The sequence below is a fragment of the Albimonas donghaensis genome, from assembly GCF_900106695.1.
GTDB lineage: Bacteria > Pseudomonadota > Alphaproteobacteria > Rhodobacterales > Rhodobacteraceae > Albimonas > Albimonas donghaensis.
The window spans coordinates 16,945-32,911 of the sequence record NZ_FNMZ01000011.1 but is presented as its reverse complement, the minus strand read 5'-3'; the positions used below and the strand labels follow the sequence as shown (position 1 = coordinate 32,911).

Annotated in this window: 10 protein-coding genes and 1 pseudogene; 4 read left to right on the top strand and 7 right to left on the bottom strand. The window is 73.1% G+C overall.

The features are described 5' to 3' along the window. The first annotated feature begins 443 nt into the window (after positions 1–443). A pseudogene (locus BLV24_RS19300) lies at positions 444–1,216 on the top strand (IS5 family transposase). A gap of 97 nt (positions 1,217–1,313) precedes the next feature. Here the strand turns inward: BLV24_RS19300 and BLV24_RS19295 are convergent. After that, complete coding sequence (locus BLV24_RS19295) at positions 1,314–1,706, bottom strand: hypothetical protein (protein ID WP_092684906.1); 393 nt, start codon at positions 1,704–1,706, stop codon at positions 1,314–1,316. A gap of 68 nt (positions 1,707–1,774) precedes the next feature. After that, on the bottom strand, positions 1,775–5,881 hold the full coding sequence (locus BLV24_RS19290; protein ID WP_143040370.1) for a pre-peptidase C-terminal domain-containing protein: 4,107 nt from the start codon (positions 5,879–5,881) through the stop codon (positions 1,775–1,777). Between the two features lie 498 nt (positions 5,882–6,379). Between BLV24_RS19290 and BLV24_RS19285 the strand changes: the two genes are divergently transcribed. Together BLV24_RS19285 and BLV24_RS19280 are read left to right on the top strand one after the other, a co-directional pair. Beyond that, positions 6,380–6,832, top strand: coding sequence for a YaiI/YqxD family protein (locus BLV24_RS19285; RefSeq protein WP_092684902.1), 453 nt, complete (start codon positions 6,380–6,382; stop codon positions 6,830–6,832). A 107-nt stretch (positions 6,833–6,939) separates the two neighbouring features. Next, a complete protein-coding gene (locus tag BLV24_RS19280; RefSeq protein ID WP_245710670.1) occupies positions 6,940–8,118 on the top strand; it encodes a DSD1 family PLP-dependent enzyme in 1,179 nt (392 codons plus the stop codon). Between the two features lie 126 nt (positions 8,119–8,244). Here the strand turns inward: BLV24_RS19280 and BLV24_RS19275 are convergent, their stop codons facing one another. After that, entirely contained in the window at positions 8,245–9,456 is a 1,212-nt protein-coding gene (locus tag BLV24_RS19275) for an SDR family NAD(P)-dependent oxidoreductase (protein WP_092684900.1), read from the bottom strand. Between the two features lie 674 nt (positions 9,457–10,130). On the opposite strand from BLV24_RS19275, the gene BLV24_RS19270 reads away from it, so the two are divergent. After that, entirely contained in the window at positions 10,131–10,799 is a 669-nt protein-coding gene (locus BLV24_RS19270) for an invasion associated locus B family protein (protein ID WP_092684898.1), read from the top strand. Positions 10,800–10,953: 154 nt separating this feature from the next. On the opposite strand, the gene BLV24_RS19265 is transcribed toward BLV24_RS19270, so the two are convergent. The 4 genes from BLV24_RS19265 to BLV24_RS19250 all read right to left on the bottom strand — a co-directional run bounded on the left by BLV24_RS19265 (position 10,954) and on the right by BLV24_RS19250 (position 15,961). Continuing rightward, a complete protein-coding gene (locus BLV24_RS19265; protein ID WP_281242948.1) occupies positions 10,954–12,192 on the bottom strand; it encodes a beta-ketoacyl-[acyl-carrier-protein] synthase family protein in 1,239 nt (412 codons plus the stop codon). A gap of 2 nt (positions 12,193–12,194) precedes the next feature. After that, positions 12,195–12,488 carry an acyl carrier protein gene (locus BLV24_RS19260; protein ID WP_092684896.1) on the bottom strand — a complete coding sequence of 98 codons (294 nt, stop codon included), beginning with the start codon at positions 12,486–12,488 and terminating at the stop codon, positions 12,195–12,197. 221 nt (positions 12,489–12,709) lie between these two features. Continuing rightward, positions 12,710–13,774, bottom strand: a complete 1,065-nt coding sequence (gene lpxD, locus BLV24_RS19255) for a UDP-3-O-(3-hydroxymyristoyl)glucosamine N-acyltransferase (protein WP_092684894.1) — start codon at positions 13,772–13,774, stop codon at positions 12,710–12,712. A gap of 507 nt (positions 13,775–14,281) precedes the next feature. Next, on the bottom strand, positions 14,282–15,961 hold the full coding sequence (locus BLV24_RS19250) for a L,D-transpeptidase family protein (RefSeq protein ID WP_092684892.1): 1,680 nt from the start codon (positions 15,959–15,961) through the stop codon (positions 14,282–14,284). Between the last annotated feature and the right edge of the window lie 6 nt (positions 15,962–15,967).

Below are 15,967 nucleotides of genomic sequence, written 5' to 3'. Positions count from 1 at the left end.
CGCTTTCGCGGCAAGAGGCGCGGGCCCCTGCCGGAACAGGCCGATGACGACCGCCGCCGCTCCGGCGCGGCCCGTTCATCCCGCCGCGGGCGCCCGGCGGCGCGATGCGCCGAGGCGCACATGCTGGCCGGCGCAACCATTTCCAACCCGCCCCAGGCGGTCCGCCCGGCGCCGATCCGGTCCAGCGCCCCGACGCCGGGATCAGCCGCGCGCGGACGTGGCGGGGATAGTCCGAACGAGACCGCGCCCTCCGCCCGGCGCGCCGCTCGCGAAGGGGCGCGCCAAGCCTCGCCCCGCGACGCCGGGGATCGTCCTGCGAAGCGCCGAAGACCGCGCCCGGACATGACGCGACGGGACCGGGTTCGCACTAGGACGCGTCCCCATAAACGGGATTCCCATGACCTCGCATCTTTGATTCAACCTCCCTATAGGAGGAGGTATCGATGCGCCGTCACGAACTGACCGACCGGGAATGGGCGATCATCCAGCCGCTGCTGCCGCAGAAGTCGCGCGGCGTGCCGCGGGTGGACGACCGCCGTGTGATCAACGGCATCCTCTGGAGGTGCCGGGCGGGAACGCCCTGGCGGGACGTGCCCGAGCGCTACGGCCCGCGGACCACGCTCTACAACCGTTTCACTCGATGGCGTGCGGCCGGGGTCTGGGATCGCACTCTGGAGGCGATCTCAGAGGCCTATGACGGCGACATCGTGATGATCGACAGCTCCTGCGTCCGCGTCCACCAGCACGGGGCCGCGGTAAAAAGGGGGGTCCCGCCGAGGACGACGGCGGGCATGGCTGCATGGGACATTCCCGCGGGGGGCTGACCACCAAGATCCACGCCCTGGTCGATGCCGAGGGCCGCCCCGTCCGCCTCAAGCTGACGCCCGGCCAGGCGGGCGACGCGCCGGTCGGGACGGAGTTCGTCGCCGATCTCGATCCTGGCGCGACCCTGATCGCGGACCGAGCCTACGACACCAACCCGATCCGCGACGGCGCCGCCTCCCGCGGCGTCTGGGCCAACATCCCGCCCCGCGTGATCCGCAAGGACGCTTTCAGCTTCAGTCCGTGGGTCTATCGTCAGCGGAATCTCGTCGAGCGGTTCTTCAACCGCATCAAACAGTTCCGCGGTCTTGCCACCCGATACGACCGGCGCGCCGATAATTACCTCGCCGCCCTCAAGCTCGCCGCAATCCGCTTCTGGATCGCGAAGATATGAGTCCGCGCCCTAGACGGAGCGCCCGCAGGCCCCGCGATCCCGGTTCGGGCGCGTCCCGGCGCAGGGCGCCCTCGGCGCCCCGCGCCCTTCGGCAGGCTCAGCGGCAGTCGGCGGGACGGTCGAAGTCGACCCGCTCCACCACATCGCCCGAGGTCGAGAGGATCTCCACCACCAGCGCACGGGGCGGCGGATCGACCCCGCGCAGCGCGCCCTCGAACACCACACGGGTCATCACCTGCGCGCAGATGCCGGGCGTCCGCTCCAGGGCATGGGTGACGATCAGGCGGTCCCCCTCGCGCCGCTGGGCGCTGTCCGGCCCCGCCTTGTGACAGGCGTCGGGCGCCATGACCGGGACCGCATAGCGGATCGCCCCCGGCGAAAACCGCGCCGACGCGCCGCGCGGCCCTGCGACCTCCGTTGCGCAGCCCTCGCCCGTCGCGGAGGGCGACGCGCCCTCGCCCTGCCCCGGCATGCATCCCGCCATCGCCATGACCCCGCCTGTGAGAACCGCCCGCGCGCCGGCCCTGAACCGGCGCGCGCTCGTCATGCTCGAACGGCTCATGCCAGCTCGGCTTCCAGCAGCCACGAGCCGGTGTAGCTCGACGAATAGCCCTGGACGTCGAGATAGTGGGCGCCGCTCTCCTCCGCCGTGAACAGGAGCTGGGAGTCGTAGCCGACCCCGCCGTCGTCGTTGTAGCCGATCTCGTGGCCCATGGCGTCCCGCAGCCGCAGATAGGGGTCCAGAAGGTCGCCCCCGCCCGAGTCCGCCCCGCGCAGGTCGAAGCGGTAGGTGTCGCCGGCGAACAATTCCACCTCGACCCAGTCGCGATCGCCTTCCGCCTCCAGCTCGCCCGAGATCGCGCCGCCGATGGCCACCGCGCCGGCCCCGCCCACGGTGTCGCCGAAATCGTCCTCGACCCCCGCGCGGGTCTGCCGGGCGGCCAGCGCATAGGTCCCCTCGCCATTATCGCCATAGCTGCGCGCCGACAGGTAGTGGACGCCCGAATAGCCGGCCGCGTGCTCGATCAGGGAATTCAGCCCGTCGCCCCCGTCATCGTCGAACGCGAGCAGGCCGCCGTCCTGGTCGTAGAGCGTCAGCGTGGTGTCGGACAGCGTGCCTCCGACCAGATCGAAGCGGTATTCCGCGCCCCGCGTGAGGTCGACCGCGAACCAGTCCGCATCGCCCGCGCTCTCCAGCTCGCCGGCGATCTCCTCGCCGATGGCCAGCACGCCCCCGGTGCTCGCGTCATCGCCGAAATCGTCGCCGGCCCCCGACAGCGTCTGCGAGACCACCTCGTAAGTCCCCACACGCCCATCCCCGTAGCCGCCGACGCCCACGTAATGGGCGCCGGTCTGGGTGGCGAACCAGGTGATCTGCGAGTTCAGCCCCTGCCCGCCATCGTCGTCGGTGGCGATCAGCTCGCCGTTCGGACCGTAGAGGTTCATGATCGGATCGGAGAGCGTGCCGTCCGACGTATCCGCCCCCAGCGCATCGAACTGGTAGGTCCCGCCGCGGACCAGCGACACCTCGAACCAGTCGCGGTCTCCGGCGATCTCGAGGTCGCCCATGGCCGCGCCGTCGGCGTCCAGCGTCCCCGCGGTGGACGTGTCGCCGGAGAAGTCGTCGTCCAGGCCGAGATCCTCCACCGACACGGTGTAGCCGCCCTCGTACTGGTCGGCGTAGGCGGCGGCGGAGATGAAGTGCAGCCCGGTGGAGGACGCGGTGAAGATCAGCGAGGAGGCCAGCCCCTCGCCGCCGTCATCGTCCTCGTCCACCAGGTTCGCGTTGCCGTCATAGACCCGCAGATAGGTGTCGGAGACCGCGTTCGGCCCCGACCCCTCCAGGTCGATCCGGTAGACCTGGCCCGCGGTCAGCTCGATCCCGTGCCAGTCGCGGTCGCCCGCGAAGTCCAGGCTGGAGCTGACGGAGCCGCCCGCGAAGATCTCCGACGTGGTGCCGCGGCCCGCGGGCAGGTCGCCGTTCTCGCCGCCCTGCTCGCTCATCGACAGGACGTAGCCGCCGGAGCCGCTGTCGGCGTAGGAGCCGGCCGAGAGATAATAGGTTCCCGAAGAGCGCGGCGCGAAGGTCTCGATCCGCGAGAACAGCCCCTCCCCCCCGTCATCGTCCGAGGCGAGCTCGGCGCCCGAGGAGTCGAGCAGGCGCAGGTAGGTGTCGGAAACCGGGGCGTCGCCGGCGCCGACCATGTCGAACGTGTAGACCGACCCGCCGGTGAGCCGCACCGCCACCCAGTCGCGGTCGCCGACCGGGTCGAGTTCGCCCTCGTAAGCCGCGCCGGGGGCGACGGTCGCCTCGGTCGAGCCGTCGTCGGGCACGTCGCCGCCGCCGTCGCCCGGCGCCGACAGCAGCGTCGCCGAAACCCGGTAGTCGCCTTCGAACCGGTCGGCGTAGGCGCCCGCCTCCACATAGATGGTCCCGTCCGCGGTGGCGGTGTGGATGAGCTGGGAGTTCAGCCCTTCGCCGCCGTCGTCGTCCGTGGCCAGCAGCGTGCGGTCGGCGGAATAGAGACGCAGCAGCGGGTCGGCGAGCGCGCTTTCCCCGCCCGCGCCGACGATGTCGATCAGGTATTCGCCGCCCGCGACCACCTGCAGCGCGTGCCAGTCGCGATCGCCCGCCGCTTCCAGCCGGCCGGTCGCGTCGTCGCCCGGCGCCACCCTGGACCGCGTGTCCACGCCGGCCGCATGGTCGTCGTCGGGAGAGCGCGCGAGCGTGCTCCTGCGCGCCTGGATCGTGTAGGTTCCGGTGTTGTCCCCGTAGCTCTGCGCCGCGAAGTAATAGCGGCCGGCCTGGGAGGCGGTGAACTCGATGCGCGCGTTCAGCCCGTCGCCGCCGTCGTCGTCGGTGGTGATCGCCGCGCCGTCGGGGCCGTAGAGCGTCAGCAGCGGGTCGGTCAGCGTGCCGTGCCCGGTTTCCGCCCCCCGCAGGTCGACGCGCACCTGCTGCCCTTCGCGCAGGCGCATGCCGAAGACGTCGAGGTCGGAGCCGGTCTCGATCTCGCCGGTCGCGGGGCGGCGGTTGCGCAGGCCCGACGCATTGGCGATGTCGTCGCCGTGATCGTCGTCGGCGGGCTGCGGCGGCGCCGGCGTATCGACGGCCAGCGCCGAGATCGCCTCGGCCAGGGCCAGCATGTTGGCGCGCGGCACCTGGGCGTTGATGTTGGCGACGTTGTCGTTCTCGTCATCGCCATCGGTGATGGTGTCGGCCGTGGACAGCAGCAGCGAATGGAACTCCGCCGGGGTCAGCCGGCGGCCCAGCGTGTTCTGCGCGATCTCCTGCGCCAGGGCCGCCATGCCGGCGATCACCGGGGCGGCCTGCGAGGTGCCGCCCTGACTGGCGAAGCCCCCGCCAGGCGCCGCGCCGGTGATCATGGCCCCGGGCGCGAAGATCTCCCCCATCGAGGCGCTGCGCTGCGAGAAGGAGGTGACCCGGTCCGCGCCGGTGGTGAAGTCCTTGGCGCCGGAGCCGAAATCCACCCGCCCGAAATCGCCCGACCAGACCGCGCCCACGGCGAGCGCGTTGGGATCGGCGGCGATGGACGACACGCCCGCCGTCTGGTGGGTGAAGAAGTCGTTGCCCGCCGCGACCGTGGTGATCACGCCCAGCGCGTTCAGCGCCGCGAATTCATCCCCGAGCGCGCCGTTGGTGCGCGTGGCGGAGACGTTGTCGCCCCCGCCCAGCGACATGTTCACCGCCACGATGTTGTAGGCGGCGGCGTTGTCGATGACCCAGCGCAGGGCGCTCTCGATCCCGGCCATGCCGCCGCTGCCGGAATTGTCCAGCACCTGCAGCGCGGCGATGTCCGCCCCCGGCGCGACGCCCCTGTAGGCCGCGGTCTCCGACCCGACGATGGAGGCGACATGGCTGCCATGTCCCTGCACGTCGTCCGCCGACCCGTCGCGGTCCGAGGAGAAATCCTGCGCGAAGACGATGCGGTCCGAGACCCCGTCGCCATTCGCGTCCGCGCCGAAGGCCGCATGGTTGAGGTCGATGCCGGTGTCGAGCACGGCGACCGTGTAGCCCGACCCGTCGATGCCCGAGAAGCGCGCGTCGGCGCGCATCGCCGCGACCCCCGCGAGATCCGCGGCGGCGTTGGACTGCACGCCGATCTGCGTCGGTCCGGTATTGGTGGAGACCTTGTCGTCGGAGCCCGAATCCGTGGTGTCGGTGCCGCTCTTGCCGCCCTCGAAACGGAACATCGAGGCGTCGACCTCGGTCGCGTCGACACCGCGCAGCAGGATGGAATTGCGCCCGACCTGGATGCGCGCGCCGTCATCGGTCTGGGTGATCACCAGGTCGGTGAAGTCGATGCTGGTGGCGGTCAGGTCGATCCGGTCGCCCTGCGAGGCGTCGAAATCGGTGATGGTGTCGGCGCCCCAGCGCCCGCCGAAGACGAAGCTGTCGCCGCCCCTGCCGCCGGTCAGCTGGTCGCGTCCGCCGCCGCCGGCCAGCACGTCGTCGCCGCCCCCGCCATTGAGCCGGTCGGCGCCGCGCCCGCCGTTCAGGTCATCGTCGCCGCGGCCGCCCAGCAGCCGGTCGCGCCCGCCCCGGCCATCCAGTTCGTCGGCGCCGCCACGCCCCCGCATCACGTCGTTTCCGCGGGTTCCGTTCAGGTCGTCGGCGCCACGCGCCCCTTTGAAAACAGGCACTGTTTTTCCCCCTGGTACCCGCGGCATCGGAGCGTGTTCGCCCTGACTTCCGGCGGCTGTCGTAACGTTAGGCGCGGGATGAACATTGGACAACCATAGCGAAACAATGGGGCCCTTACGGTTCGGAACCGTCGAGCGCGTGCAAGATCGCGCGGCTCGGATATCCCTGAAGCCGTTAAAAAATTTTTACCAGGACGCGGCCCCGCATCTCCACATATGCAAAGTGATGAAATTGTTCATGTTCCTGCGCGCCATCGCGTCACCCCGGCGCGCGCGCGATCGCGGCGCGCCCGCAAGCCGCGGCCGCTGGCGGAGGCCGGCGCGGTGGCGTAAAATCCGGCTCCGCGCCGCATGTTTTTTTCACGCGCGCCGTCCCGAGCCCGGATGACGGGGGCGATTCCCCCCCTCCGGCGCCCCCGCCGCCCCCGCGCCCGCGGCGCAGGATGCGAGTCGCCCGCCCGGACGGCCGATCCGCGCCCACAGGAGGAGAAGCCGCCGATGGTCGAGATCTATGTGGACGCCGACGCCTGCCCGGTGCGCGACGAGGTGCTGCGCGTCGCCGCCCGTCACCGTCTGCGCACGCACATGGTCTCGGACGGGGGCATCCGGCCCTCGACCGACCCGATGGTCTCGACGGTTTTCGTGACCGGCGGCGCCGACGCCGCCGACGACTGGATCGCCGAGCGCATCGGCCCGTCGGATATCTGCGTGACCAACGACATCCCGCTCGCCTCCCGCTGCCTGGAACGCGGCGCCCAGGCGCTGAAGCCCAATGGCGAGGCGTTCACCGAACATGGCATCGGCATGGCGCTCGCCCAGCGCGAGCTGATGCAGACCCTGCGCGAGACCGGCGCCGTCACCGGCGGGCCGCGGCCGTTCTCGAAGGCCGACCGCTCGAACTTCCTCAACCGGCTGGAAACGGCGACGCAGGCGGCCAAACGCCGGAGCTGACCCCTTGCGCCGGTCCCCGCGCCGGGGTCAGGCTGGCGCGGTCCGCCCCGGCGCCTCCGCCCCGGCGCGCTTCCGCCCCGACCCCGCTCCCCCCGAGGACCATCGCCATGACCGCCGCCGATCCCGACCTCCTGCCCTACGAGATGGGCCTTGAACCCGGTCTCGAGCCCGGCTTCGACGTGCCCGCCCTGCCCGGCGCCTCGGAGGATGAGATCGAGACCCCGGCCCTGGTCGTGGATCTCGATGCGATGGAGGCCAATCTGCGCGCCATGGCCGAGCGCAACGCCGCCGCCGGGGTCAAGCTGCGCGCCCATGCCAAGAGCCACCGCTCGCCGGAACTGGCGCTGGAGCAGATCCGCATCGGCGGCGCCATCGGCGTGTGCTGCCAGAAGATCGCCGAGGCCGAGGCCATGGTCCGCGGCGGCGTGCGCGACGTGTTCGTGACCAACGAGATCGTGGACCCGCGCAAGATGGCCCGCGCCGCCCGGCTGGCCCGCCAGGCGCGGGTGATCGTGATGTGCGACGACGCGCGGGTGCTGGCCGACTGGTCGGCGGCCGCGATCAGCCATGACGTGACGCTGGAAATGGCGGTGGAGATCGATTGCGGCACGCATCTCTGCGGCGTCGATCCGGGAGAGCCCGCGGCGGACCTCGCGGCCAGGGTCGCCGCCACGCCGGGGCTCCGCTTCGCCGGGTTGCAGGCCTATCACGGCGCCGCCCAGCATATTCGCGACGCGGATGAGCGACGCGCCGCGATCGAGGCCGCCGCCGACGCCGTGCGCCTCACCCTCACGGCGCTGGAGGCCCGCGGCCTGCCCTGCCCGATGGTCGGCGGCGCCGGCACCGGCAGCTGGGAGTTCGAGGCCGCCTCCGGCGTATGGACCGAGATGCAGTGCGGCTCCTACCTGTTCATGGACGCCGATTATCAGCGGGTGGCGGCGGCGGAGGGCCAGGGGCTCGGCGCCTTCGCCAATTCCCTGTTCCTGATGGCCACGGTGATCTCCAAACGCCCCGGCCGGGCGGTCTGCGACGCCGGCCTCAAGGTCACCAGCCTGGAGAGCGGCCCGCCCCGGATCGAGGGCGTGCCGGGCGCGCGGGTCATCGGCTGCTCGGACGAGCATGGGCGGATCGAGGACCCGGAGGACCGGCTGGATGTGGGCGACCGGGTGCGGCTGATCCCGGGCCATTGCGACCCGACGGTGAACCTGCACGCCTGGATCGTAGGCCTGCGCCGCGGCCGGGTGGAGCGGCTGATCCGCGTGGCGGCCCGCGGCCGGTCGCTCTGACCGGGCCACGGAACCGGACGGCGAGCTCAGGGCGGCGGGGACCGGGGGCGCAAGGCGCGTAGGGCGGGTGCGAACCCGCCGCGCCCCCGCTCCACGCCACGCCCCAAACCCGCTCCGCTCCGCGCCCTACCCCCGCGCCTTCGCCGCCACCCGCGCCAGCCAGACATCCACCAGCGGCCGCACCGCGGGAGCCAGCCGCAGCATGGCCCAGGCCGTGGCCCCCACGGGGATGTCGAACCGCCCCCGCGCCACCCCGCGCAGCATCGCCTCGGCCACCTTGTCGGCCCGCCAGGCCCCCGCGGTCCCGGCGATGGCGGCGAGCTCGGGCGGACGCTCATGCCGCTCGGCGACGAGCTGGGGGGTCTCGGTGTCCGGGGGATGCGCGATATGGATGCCGACGCCCTCCGGCGCGGCCTCGATCCGCAGCGCCTCGGCCAGCCCGCGCAGGGCGAACTTGGTCGGGGCGTAGGCGGCGTAGCCCGGCAACCCCATCAACCCCGCGGCCGACCCCACGAACAGGATGCGCCCGCCCCGCGGCCCCTCGCCATCCGCCTCCGAGCGCCCGCGCATCGCGGCCAGCGCCGGGCGGGCGAGGTTGAGGGCGCCGAAATAGTTCACGGTCATCAGCGTCTCGAACACCGCGGGCGACAGGTCCTCGACCCGCCCCGCCCGCGCGGCGCCGGCGCAGGCGACGGCGAAATCGACGGGCCCGGCGAGGCGTTCGGCCCGCGCGAAGCCCGCGGCCACGGCGACCGGATCGGCGACGTCGAGGGCGACGAGGCCAACGCGCGCCTCGGGATGTTCGGCGCGCAGGACCTCGGACGCGTCGGCGAGCCGGGACGCGTCGCGGGCCAGCAGCGTCACCGCCGCGCCGCGCGCGACCAGCGCCCGCGCCAGCGCCAGGCCGATGCCGGAAGACCCGCCGGTGATCGCCGCGTGCCGGGGCGGCCAGGGCGGAGGAGCGGAGGAAGGACGGGACGGGGCGATGACGGACCTCCGGGGGCGGGGATGGGAGCGGGGTTGGGGACGGGTCGCGAAGGCGGCCGAGGTTCGCGCGATGGAACACCACTCCGCGCGCGGGCGCCAGCGCCAAGCCGCCTGACGGCCCGGCCGGCGCCGCCCCTCCCCCCCTCTCGCCCGGCCCCGCGCGAGGGAGCCGCGCGACGCCCGTTGCGAGGATGGGACCGGCCCGCCCGCGCGGCGGGGAGGCCTCGGCGCGGATGTCCCCGCCGCGGGCGGCGACGGGCCGCAAGGGGGCGGGCCGCAAGGGGACCGGCTGCGGTGACGCGGCGGCCCCGGACACGCCTCCGCGCCCCTTGTCGCAGGTCCGTCGCGCAAGGTTCATTCAGCCATCGCGATCCCTTCATGCGGAGGCCGGGGCCTCCTTCCGCCATGGCGCGGCGCGGCGCCGGTTTCTTCGCGCCTGCAGCAGCGTCGCAGCGGGCTTGACCCCCTGTGCGACTCGCCTTAGCGTCCGTTCTGCGATTGGCAAGGCCAGTCCGACAGGGACCGAAAGCCGGGCCCGCGAACGACCCGGAAACCGGGCGAAGCGGAGACCAGGCGAACAAAATTTCCGCACCGGCGGAGGAAAGGGCGCTTGGGAGGGCGCCCTTTCTCTTTTGTCCGCGCGCCCCTTCGCAGCGCCCCTGACCGGCCCCGCAACTCGCCCCGTGACCCGCCCCGACCCGCGTCCCAACCTGCGCCCCGGACGCGGCTGGCGACGCGCCGAGGCGTCGGGCCGCGGTCACCGCTTCTTGAAATCCGGCCCGCCCGCCTTGATTTCGTCGTCTGGGACGGCGAGAACCCTAGGCGACCGCCCGGGCCCCCGCAGGATACGGCAGGATACGGACGCGAGCGGCCTCGGCCCGCCAGCCTCGATCCGCGGGGCCTCTGCGACACGCCCCGAGCCACGGGGCCTCAGCCTGAGGCGCCTTGATCGACGGGGCCGCCGACCCGAACACGGGCTCTCGCCCTTCGCGGGCCCGACCAGAACGCGAGCAGGAAGCGCATACATGCATCGAATTCCCCACCGTTCCAGCCTGATCCGCAACGTCGTGATGAGCCTCGCGGCCGCCGCGGCGCTGACCGGGCCGGCCATGGCCCAGACCACTGACGCGCCGGCCACCGAGGCGCCCGCCGAGACGCCCGCGCCGGCGCCGGCCCCCGCGCCGGCTCAGGCCGAGCCCGCCCCGGCCCAGCCCCAGGCGCAGGCCGCTCCGGCCCAGCCCGAGGCCCCGCGCCAGGTCGTCGTCGCCACGCATGGCGACTGGAACATCGTCTGCCTGAACGGCGACAAGCCCTGCATCATGCGCCAGATCGGCAAGTCCGCCGACGGCCGCGAGGTGATGGACGTCTCCATCCGCCGCATCGCCGCCCAGCAGACCCAGGCCGGCACGGTGGAGGCGGTGCTCGACGTGCGCGTCCCGCTCGGCATCCTGCTGCGCGAGGGCCTGTCCATGCAGATCGACAGCGGCGAGGCCCAGCGGGCCGCCTACTCCATCTGCCTCGGCGACGGCTGCCTGATGCGCGAGCCCCTGCCCAACGCCGTCGTCGCCAACCTCAAGAAGGGCGCGGTGGCCAAGTTCGGCTTCGTGGCGCCGCAGAACAACCAGCCCACCAAGTTCGACGCGACCATCTCGCTGACCGGCTTCACCGCCGCGTTCAACTCGCTGGAGCCCTGATCGGCGTCGCCGCCGCCAGGCGGACGGCGTGACGAGACGAGAAGGCGACGAAACGAGAAGGCGGGGCGGAGGGAATTTCCCTCCGCCCCGCCTTTTTCGTTCGGGGGTGTTCTCCGGTTCGTGTTCTCCGGTCCGGGCGGGACGGCCGCGCGGCTCAGTCGGCGCGCCGCGCCGCGATCACCGCGTTGAGCCCGCCGAAGGCGAAGGAATTGGAGATCGCCGCCCGGATCTCGGCCTGCGCCGCGAGGTTCGGGGTCACGTCCAGGTCGCATTCGGGATCCGGCTCGGCGTAGTTGATGGTCGGCGCGATCACCCCGTCGCGCAGCGCCATGATCACCGCCGCCAGTTCCAGCGCCCCGGCCCCGCCCAGCGCATGACCGTGCATCGACTTGGTGGAGCTGATCCGCAGCCGCTCCGCATGGTCGCCGAAGACCGCGCGCAGGGCCTCGACCTCGGTCCGGTCATTGGCCGCGGTGCCGGTGCCATGGGCGTTGACGTAGCCGACGTCCCCGGGCGCAAGCCCCGCATCGGCCAGCGCCGCGCGCATCGCCCGCGCCGCCCCGTCGGCCGAGGGCTGCACGATGTCGCCGGCGTCCATCGACATGCCCGCCCCCACGATCTCCGCCAACACCGTGGCGCCGCGGGCGCGGGCGGCGTCGAGCGGCTCCAGCACGTAGATCGCCGCGCCCTCGGCCAGCGCCATGCCGGCCCGCCCCCTGGAGAACGGCCGGCAGACGTCGCGGGTCATCACCCGCAGCCCCTCCCACGCCTTCATCACGCCGAAGGTCAGCGGCGCCTCGACCCCGCCCGTCACGGCGAAATCCGACACGCCCGAGCGCACCATCTGGAACGCCTGCCCCATCGCGTGATTGGCCGAGGAGCAGGCGGTCGACACCGACCAGCCCGGCCCCTTGAGCCCATGGCGCATGGAGATGAAGGAGGCCGGCGCGGAGGCCATCAGCCGCGGCACGAGGAAGGGGTGGACGCGGTTCTTCCCCTCCTGGAACACGGCGCGGTAGCTGTCGTCGATGCTGCCCATGCCCGGCAGCGCCTCGCCGATCACCACGGCGGCGCGCAGGTCGCGCTCCGGGTCGGGCGGCGGCGCGGCCTGGTCCATGGCCTCCTGCGCGGCGGCGAGCGCCAGCTGCGTGGTGCGGTCATAGAGCGAAAGCTCGGAACGGGCGTAGCGCGCCTCGGCGTCGAAACCGCGGACCTGGGCGCCGATGCGCACGGTCAGCCGGTCGAGGTCCTGGATATCGAGCGGCCCGATCCCGCAGGTCCCGGCCCGCAGCGCCGCCATGTGCGAGCCCGCGTCGAGCCCCAGCGCCGAGACCACGCCCATGCCGGTGATCGCGACGCGACGGCCGCGCGGCGCGGTGGGGTCGGGGTCCACGCTCACCCCTTCTGTTCGGCGACGAGCGCCTGAACCGCGGCCACGATATGGGCGACGTCGGTGATGTCGAACTCGCTGTCGCCCGGATCGTTGGCGTTGAAGGGGACGGCGATGTCGAAGGCCTCCTCGATGGCGAAGACCGCCTCGACCAGGCCCAGGCTGTCGACGCCGAGCTGTTCGGGGGTCGCCTCGGGTCGCACCTCGGCGGGATCGATCATCGCCTGTTCCGCGATGATCGCAATGACCTTGCGGGCGATGTCGTCGTTGGTGGCGGCGTCGGTGGCGGCGTCGGTCATGCCCTGCTCCTCGGCTTGCGCCCTGGCGCGTCTTTCGGGGCGGCGCGGACCGCGCGCCCGGAACCTGCGTCCCGCTTGGTAGCCCGTCGGGGAGGCGCGCGAAAGCGACAATTTCGCGTGAGGCCCTCGCGCGGGGGCCGGCGGAGGGTCGGCCGCGCGCCTCCGCGGGGGGAGGATCGGGGGGAGGATTTCGCCGCGCGCGCCCGGTTCGCCGCGGCGTCTCAGCCCTCGCCGCGGCGCATCTTCTCCATGAAGCGCGGCAGGCGGCGGATGGCCATGGTCATGCGGTAGAATTCGTCGCGCTTGATCGCCGGCACGCCCATCATCACCGAGCGCGGCGGCACCCGCGACCCCACGCCAGAGCCCGCGGCGATCAGGCTGTCATGGCCGATGGACAGGTGATCCGCGACGCCGACCTGCCCGCCCAGCACCACCCGGTCGCCGATCTCGGTGGAGCCGGCGACGCCGGTCTGGGCGCAGATCAGGCAGTGCCGTCCGACCACGACGTTGTGGCCGAGCTGGACCTGGTTGTCGATCTTGGAGCCGTCGCCGATGGAGGTGTCGCGGAGCGTGCCGTTGTCGATGGTGGTGTTGGCGCCGACCTCCACGTCGTCGCCGATACGGACCGCGCCGAGGCTGTGGATGCGCACGTGAATGGTGGCCGCGGCGCCGGTCACGTCGGAGGCGCCGCGGGCCTTGGCGGCCTCGACCGCGCCGGGTTCGAGCGTGACGAAGGAGAAGCCGTCGCCGCCGATCACCGCGCCGGGCTGGCAGATGAAACGATGGCCGATGGTCGCGCGGGCGCCGATGCGCACGCCGGCATGGATCAGCGCGTCGTCGCCCAGGACGGCCTCCGCGCCGATCGCGGCATGGGAGAGGATGCGCGCGCGCGCCCCGATGCGCGCGCCGGGGCCGATCACCACGAAGGGCCCGATGGAGACCCCCTCGCCGATCTCGGCGCTCGGGTCCACGACGGCGGAGGGGTGGACGCCCTCGGGCGCGTGCAGCGGGTGCTGGAAGGTCGCGGTCAGGCCGGCCATGGCGTAGCGCGGGCGCGGCGCGAAGATCGCGGCGGCGAGGCCGAGCCCCTGCCAGTCGGCGCCCTCGGGCAGGATCGCGGCGCGGACCGGGGCCTGTTCCAGCAGCGGAACCATGGCCGGATCCATGGCGATGGCGAGGTCGCCGGCCGCGGCCTCGGCCGGGTGGCGGGGGCGGTCGATCGCCAGGGCGCCGTCGCCGGCGTGGTCCAGGCCGAGCGCGGCGGCGAGGGCGTCGATGCGGATCATGGCGGGCTCCCGATGGCGGAGGGGTAGGACGAGGCTCTTGCTAGCCGCTCCCGCGCCCGAGGGCCAGCGTCTCGGCGGCGGCGCGGGAGCGAGCCGCGCGTCGAGCGCCCGACCGCGGCGACGGCGCGCCCGCGCGGCGCGGAGGCCGGTCGCGGGCGGCGAGGGACCGGGGCGGAGAGGGGAGGCGCCGGTTGCGGTGAGCGCGGCGGCCAGGGCCGTGGGACTATACATCCCGCCGGGCGGATGCGGCGCGGCAGCGAGATGCCCCGCGAGCTTCGTCGCCGGCCCTCGCGCAAAAGAGGCGGCGCGGCGCATGGGACCGACGGGCGGGAACGCGGCGACGCCGCTTCGGGCGCGGGCCGCCGGAGCCGCCCCGGCCAGGACCGCGCCAGCCGCCCCGCGCGACGAAACCCTGGCTCGCGCCCGCAGCCGAAACGCGGAAACGCCCGGCCGGTTCAGGCCGGGCGCTCGCCTCGGTTCATGGGCAGGAGGCCGGTCAGGCCGGGCTCAGAGCCCGGTTTCCAGCCCCTCGGCCTTCAGCGCGGCCCAGACCGCCTCGTCCCGGCCATAGACATCCTCACGGAACTGCTCGACGCCGTTCTCGTCCACCCAGGCGGTGCGGTAGGTCAGGTGGACCTGCACCGGCTCGTCCAGGTTCACATAGCGCTCCGACCCGCGGGCCAGCCAGGCGTCGAAGGTCCCCTTGGGGTCGTCGAGCTGCGGCGCCAGCAGCAGATAGGCAAGCTCGAACGGATCCTGCACCCGCACGCAACCATGGCTGAAGGCCCGGCCATCGCGGGAGAACAGCCGCTTGGACGGCGTGTCATGCAGGTAGATGTTGAACTGGTTGGGGAACATGAACTTCACCCGGCCCAGCGAGTTGCTGTTCCCCGGCCCCTGCTTGACCCGGTAGGGGAAGAAGCCGCCCGCATACTGGGTCCAGTCATGCGAGGCCGTGTCCACCGGCGTGGGGCCGCCATCCGTGGACACCACGCGCATGTTGTTGCGCGCCAGGTAGGTCGGATCCTCCTTCAGCGCCGGCAGGATCTCGTTCATGGTGATGGAGCGCGGCACGTGCCAGGTCGGGTTCACCACCAGATGCGTCATCTGGTCGATGAATTCCGGCGTGCGATGACGGCGCTGGCCGATGACCACCCGCGCGTCGCGCAGGACCTGGCCGTTGTCGTAGAGCCGCACGCGGTAGTCGGCCTGGTTCACGATGATGTGGCGCGGCGCGTAGACCCGCGGACCCCAGCGCAGCCGCTCGAGGTTCACCGCGACCTGATGCAGGCGCTGCCCCACGTCGGCGCCCAGCGCCGAGAAGGTCCGCCGGCCGGCCAGCCCGTCGGGGTTGAGCCCGTGGCGGCGCTGGAAGGATTTCAGCGCGGCCTCCAGCCCGTCGTCGAACAGCTCGGGGCGGGCGGTGGCGGGGGCGTGCTCGCCCAGTTCGCTCAGCCGGGCGCGGACCTGGGCCACGCGCGGGCCGACATCGCCCTTGCGCAGGGTCCCGCCCTCGGCCAGGTCGGCCCGCCAGCCGCCGCCGGCGGCCTCGCGTTTGAGCCGGGCGTAGACGGCCTTGAGCGCGTCGTAGTCCGGATCGCGGGGGGCCACGGCGTCGAGCCAGACCGCGAGGTCCGGGGCGGCGGCGGCGGCGGTCATCAGCGCGGCGGTCGAAGGCCGCTGCGGGAAGATGTGGATCTCCTTGTCCACGCGGTTCGGCTTCAGGGTCCCGGCGGCGAGGTCTCCGGCGAAACGCAGCATGGCGCGGGAGAGATCGACCTCCAGCGCCGCGCGCCCGGCCTCGTCCAGGGTTCCGGCGCGGGCCACGCGGTCGCGCAGCGCGCGCCCGCCATAGACCGCGGCCGGCAGCGCCTCGTCGCCCGCATCGATCATCCGCTCGATCATCCGGTCGGGAGACTGGGCGCCGCCGGCGGGCGCCCAGACCGGCGCGCCGTCGCGCGCCCGATACCATTCGGCGAGTTCCGGCATCCCGGCGGCGGCGGCGAGCACGGCGCCGGGAAGGCCCGTGACCCGCCCCGTCGCCTGCGTCGCGGATGCGAAGGAGGAATAGGCGCCGACCTGGGTCGCGGCGACGCCGGAAGTCTGTGCGAAAACCGCGGTCGCCGGAATGGCGGCGAAAGCCGAAAAAGCGGCGAGTGCGGCGAATTTGCGGGGAGCGAACGTCATTGTGGC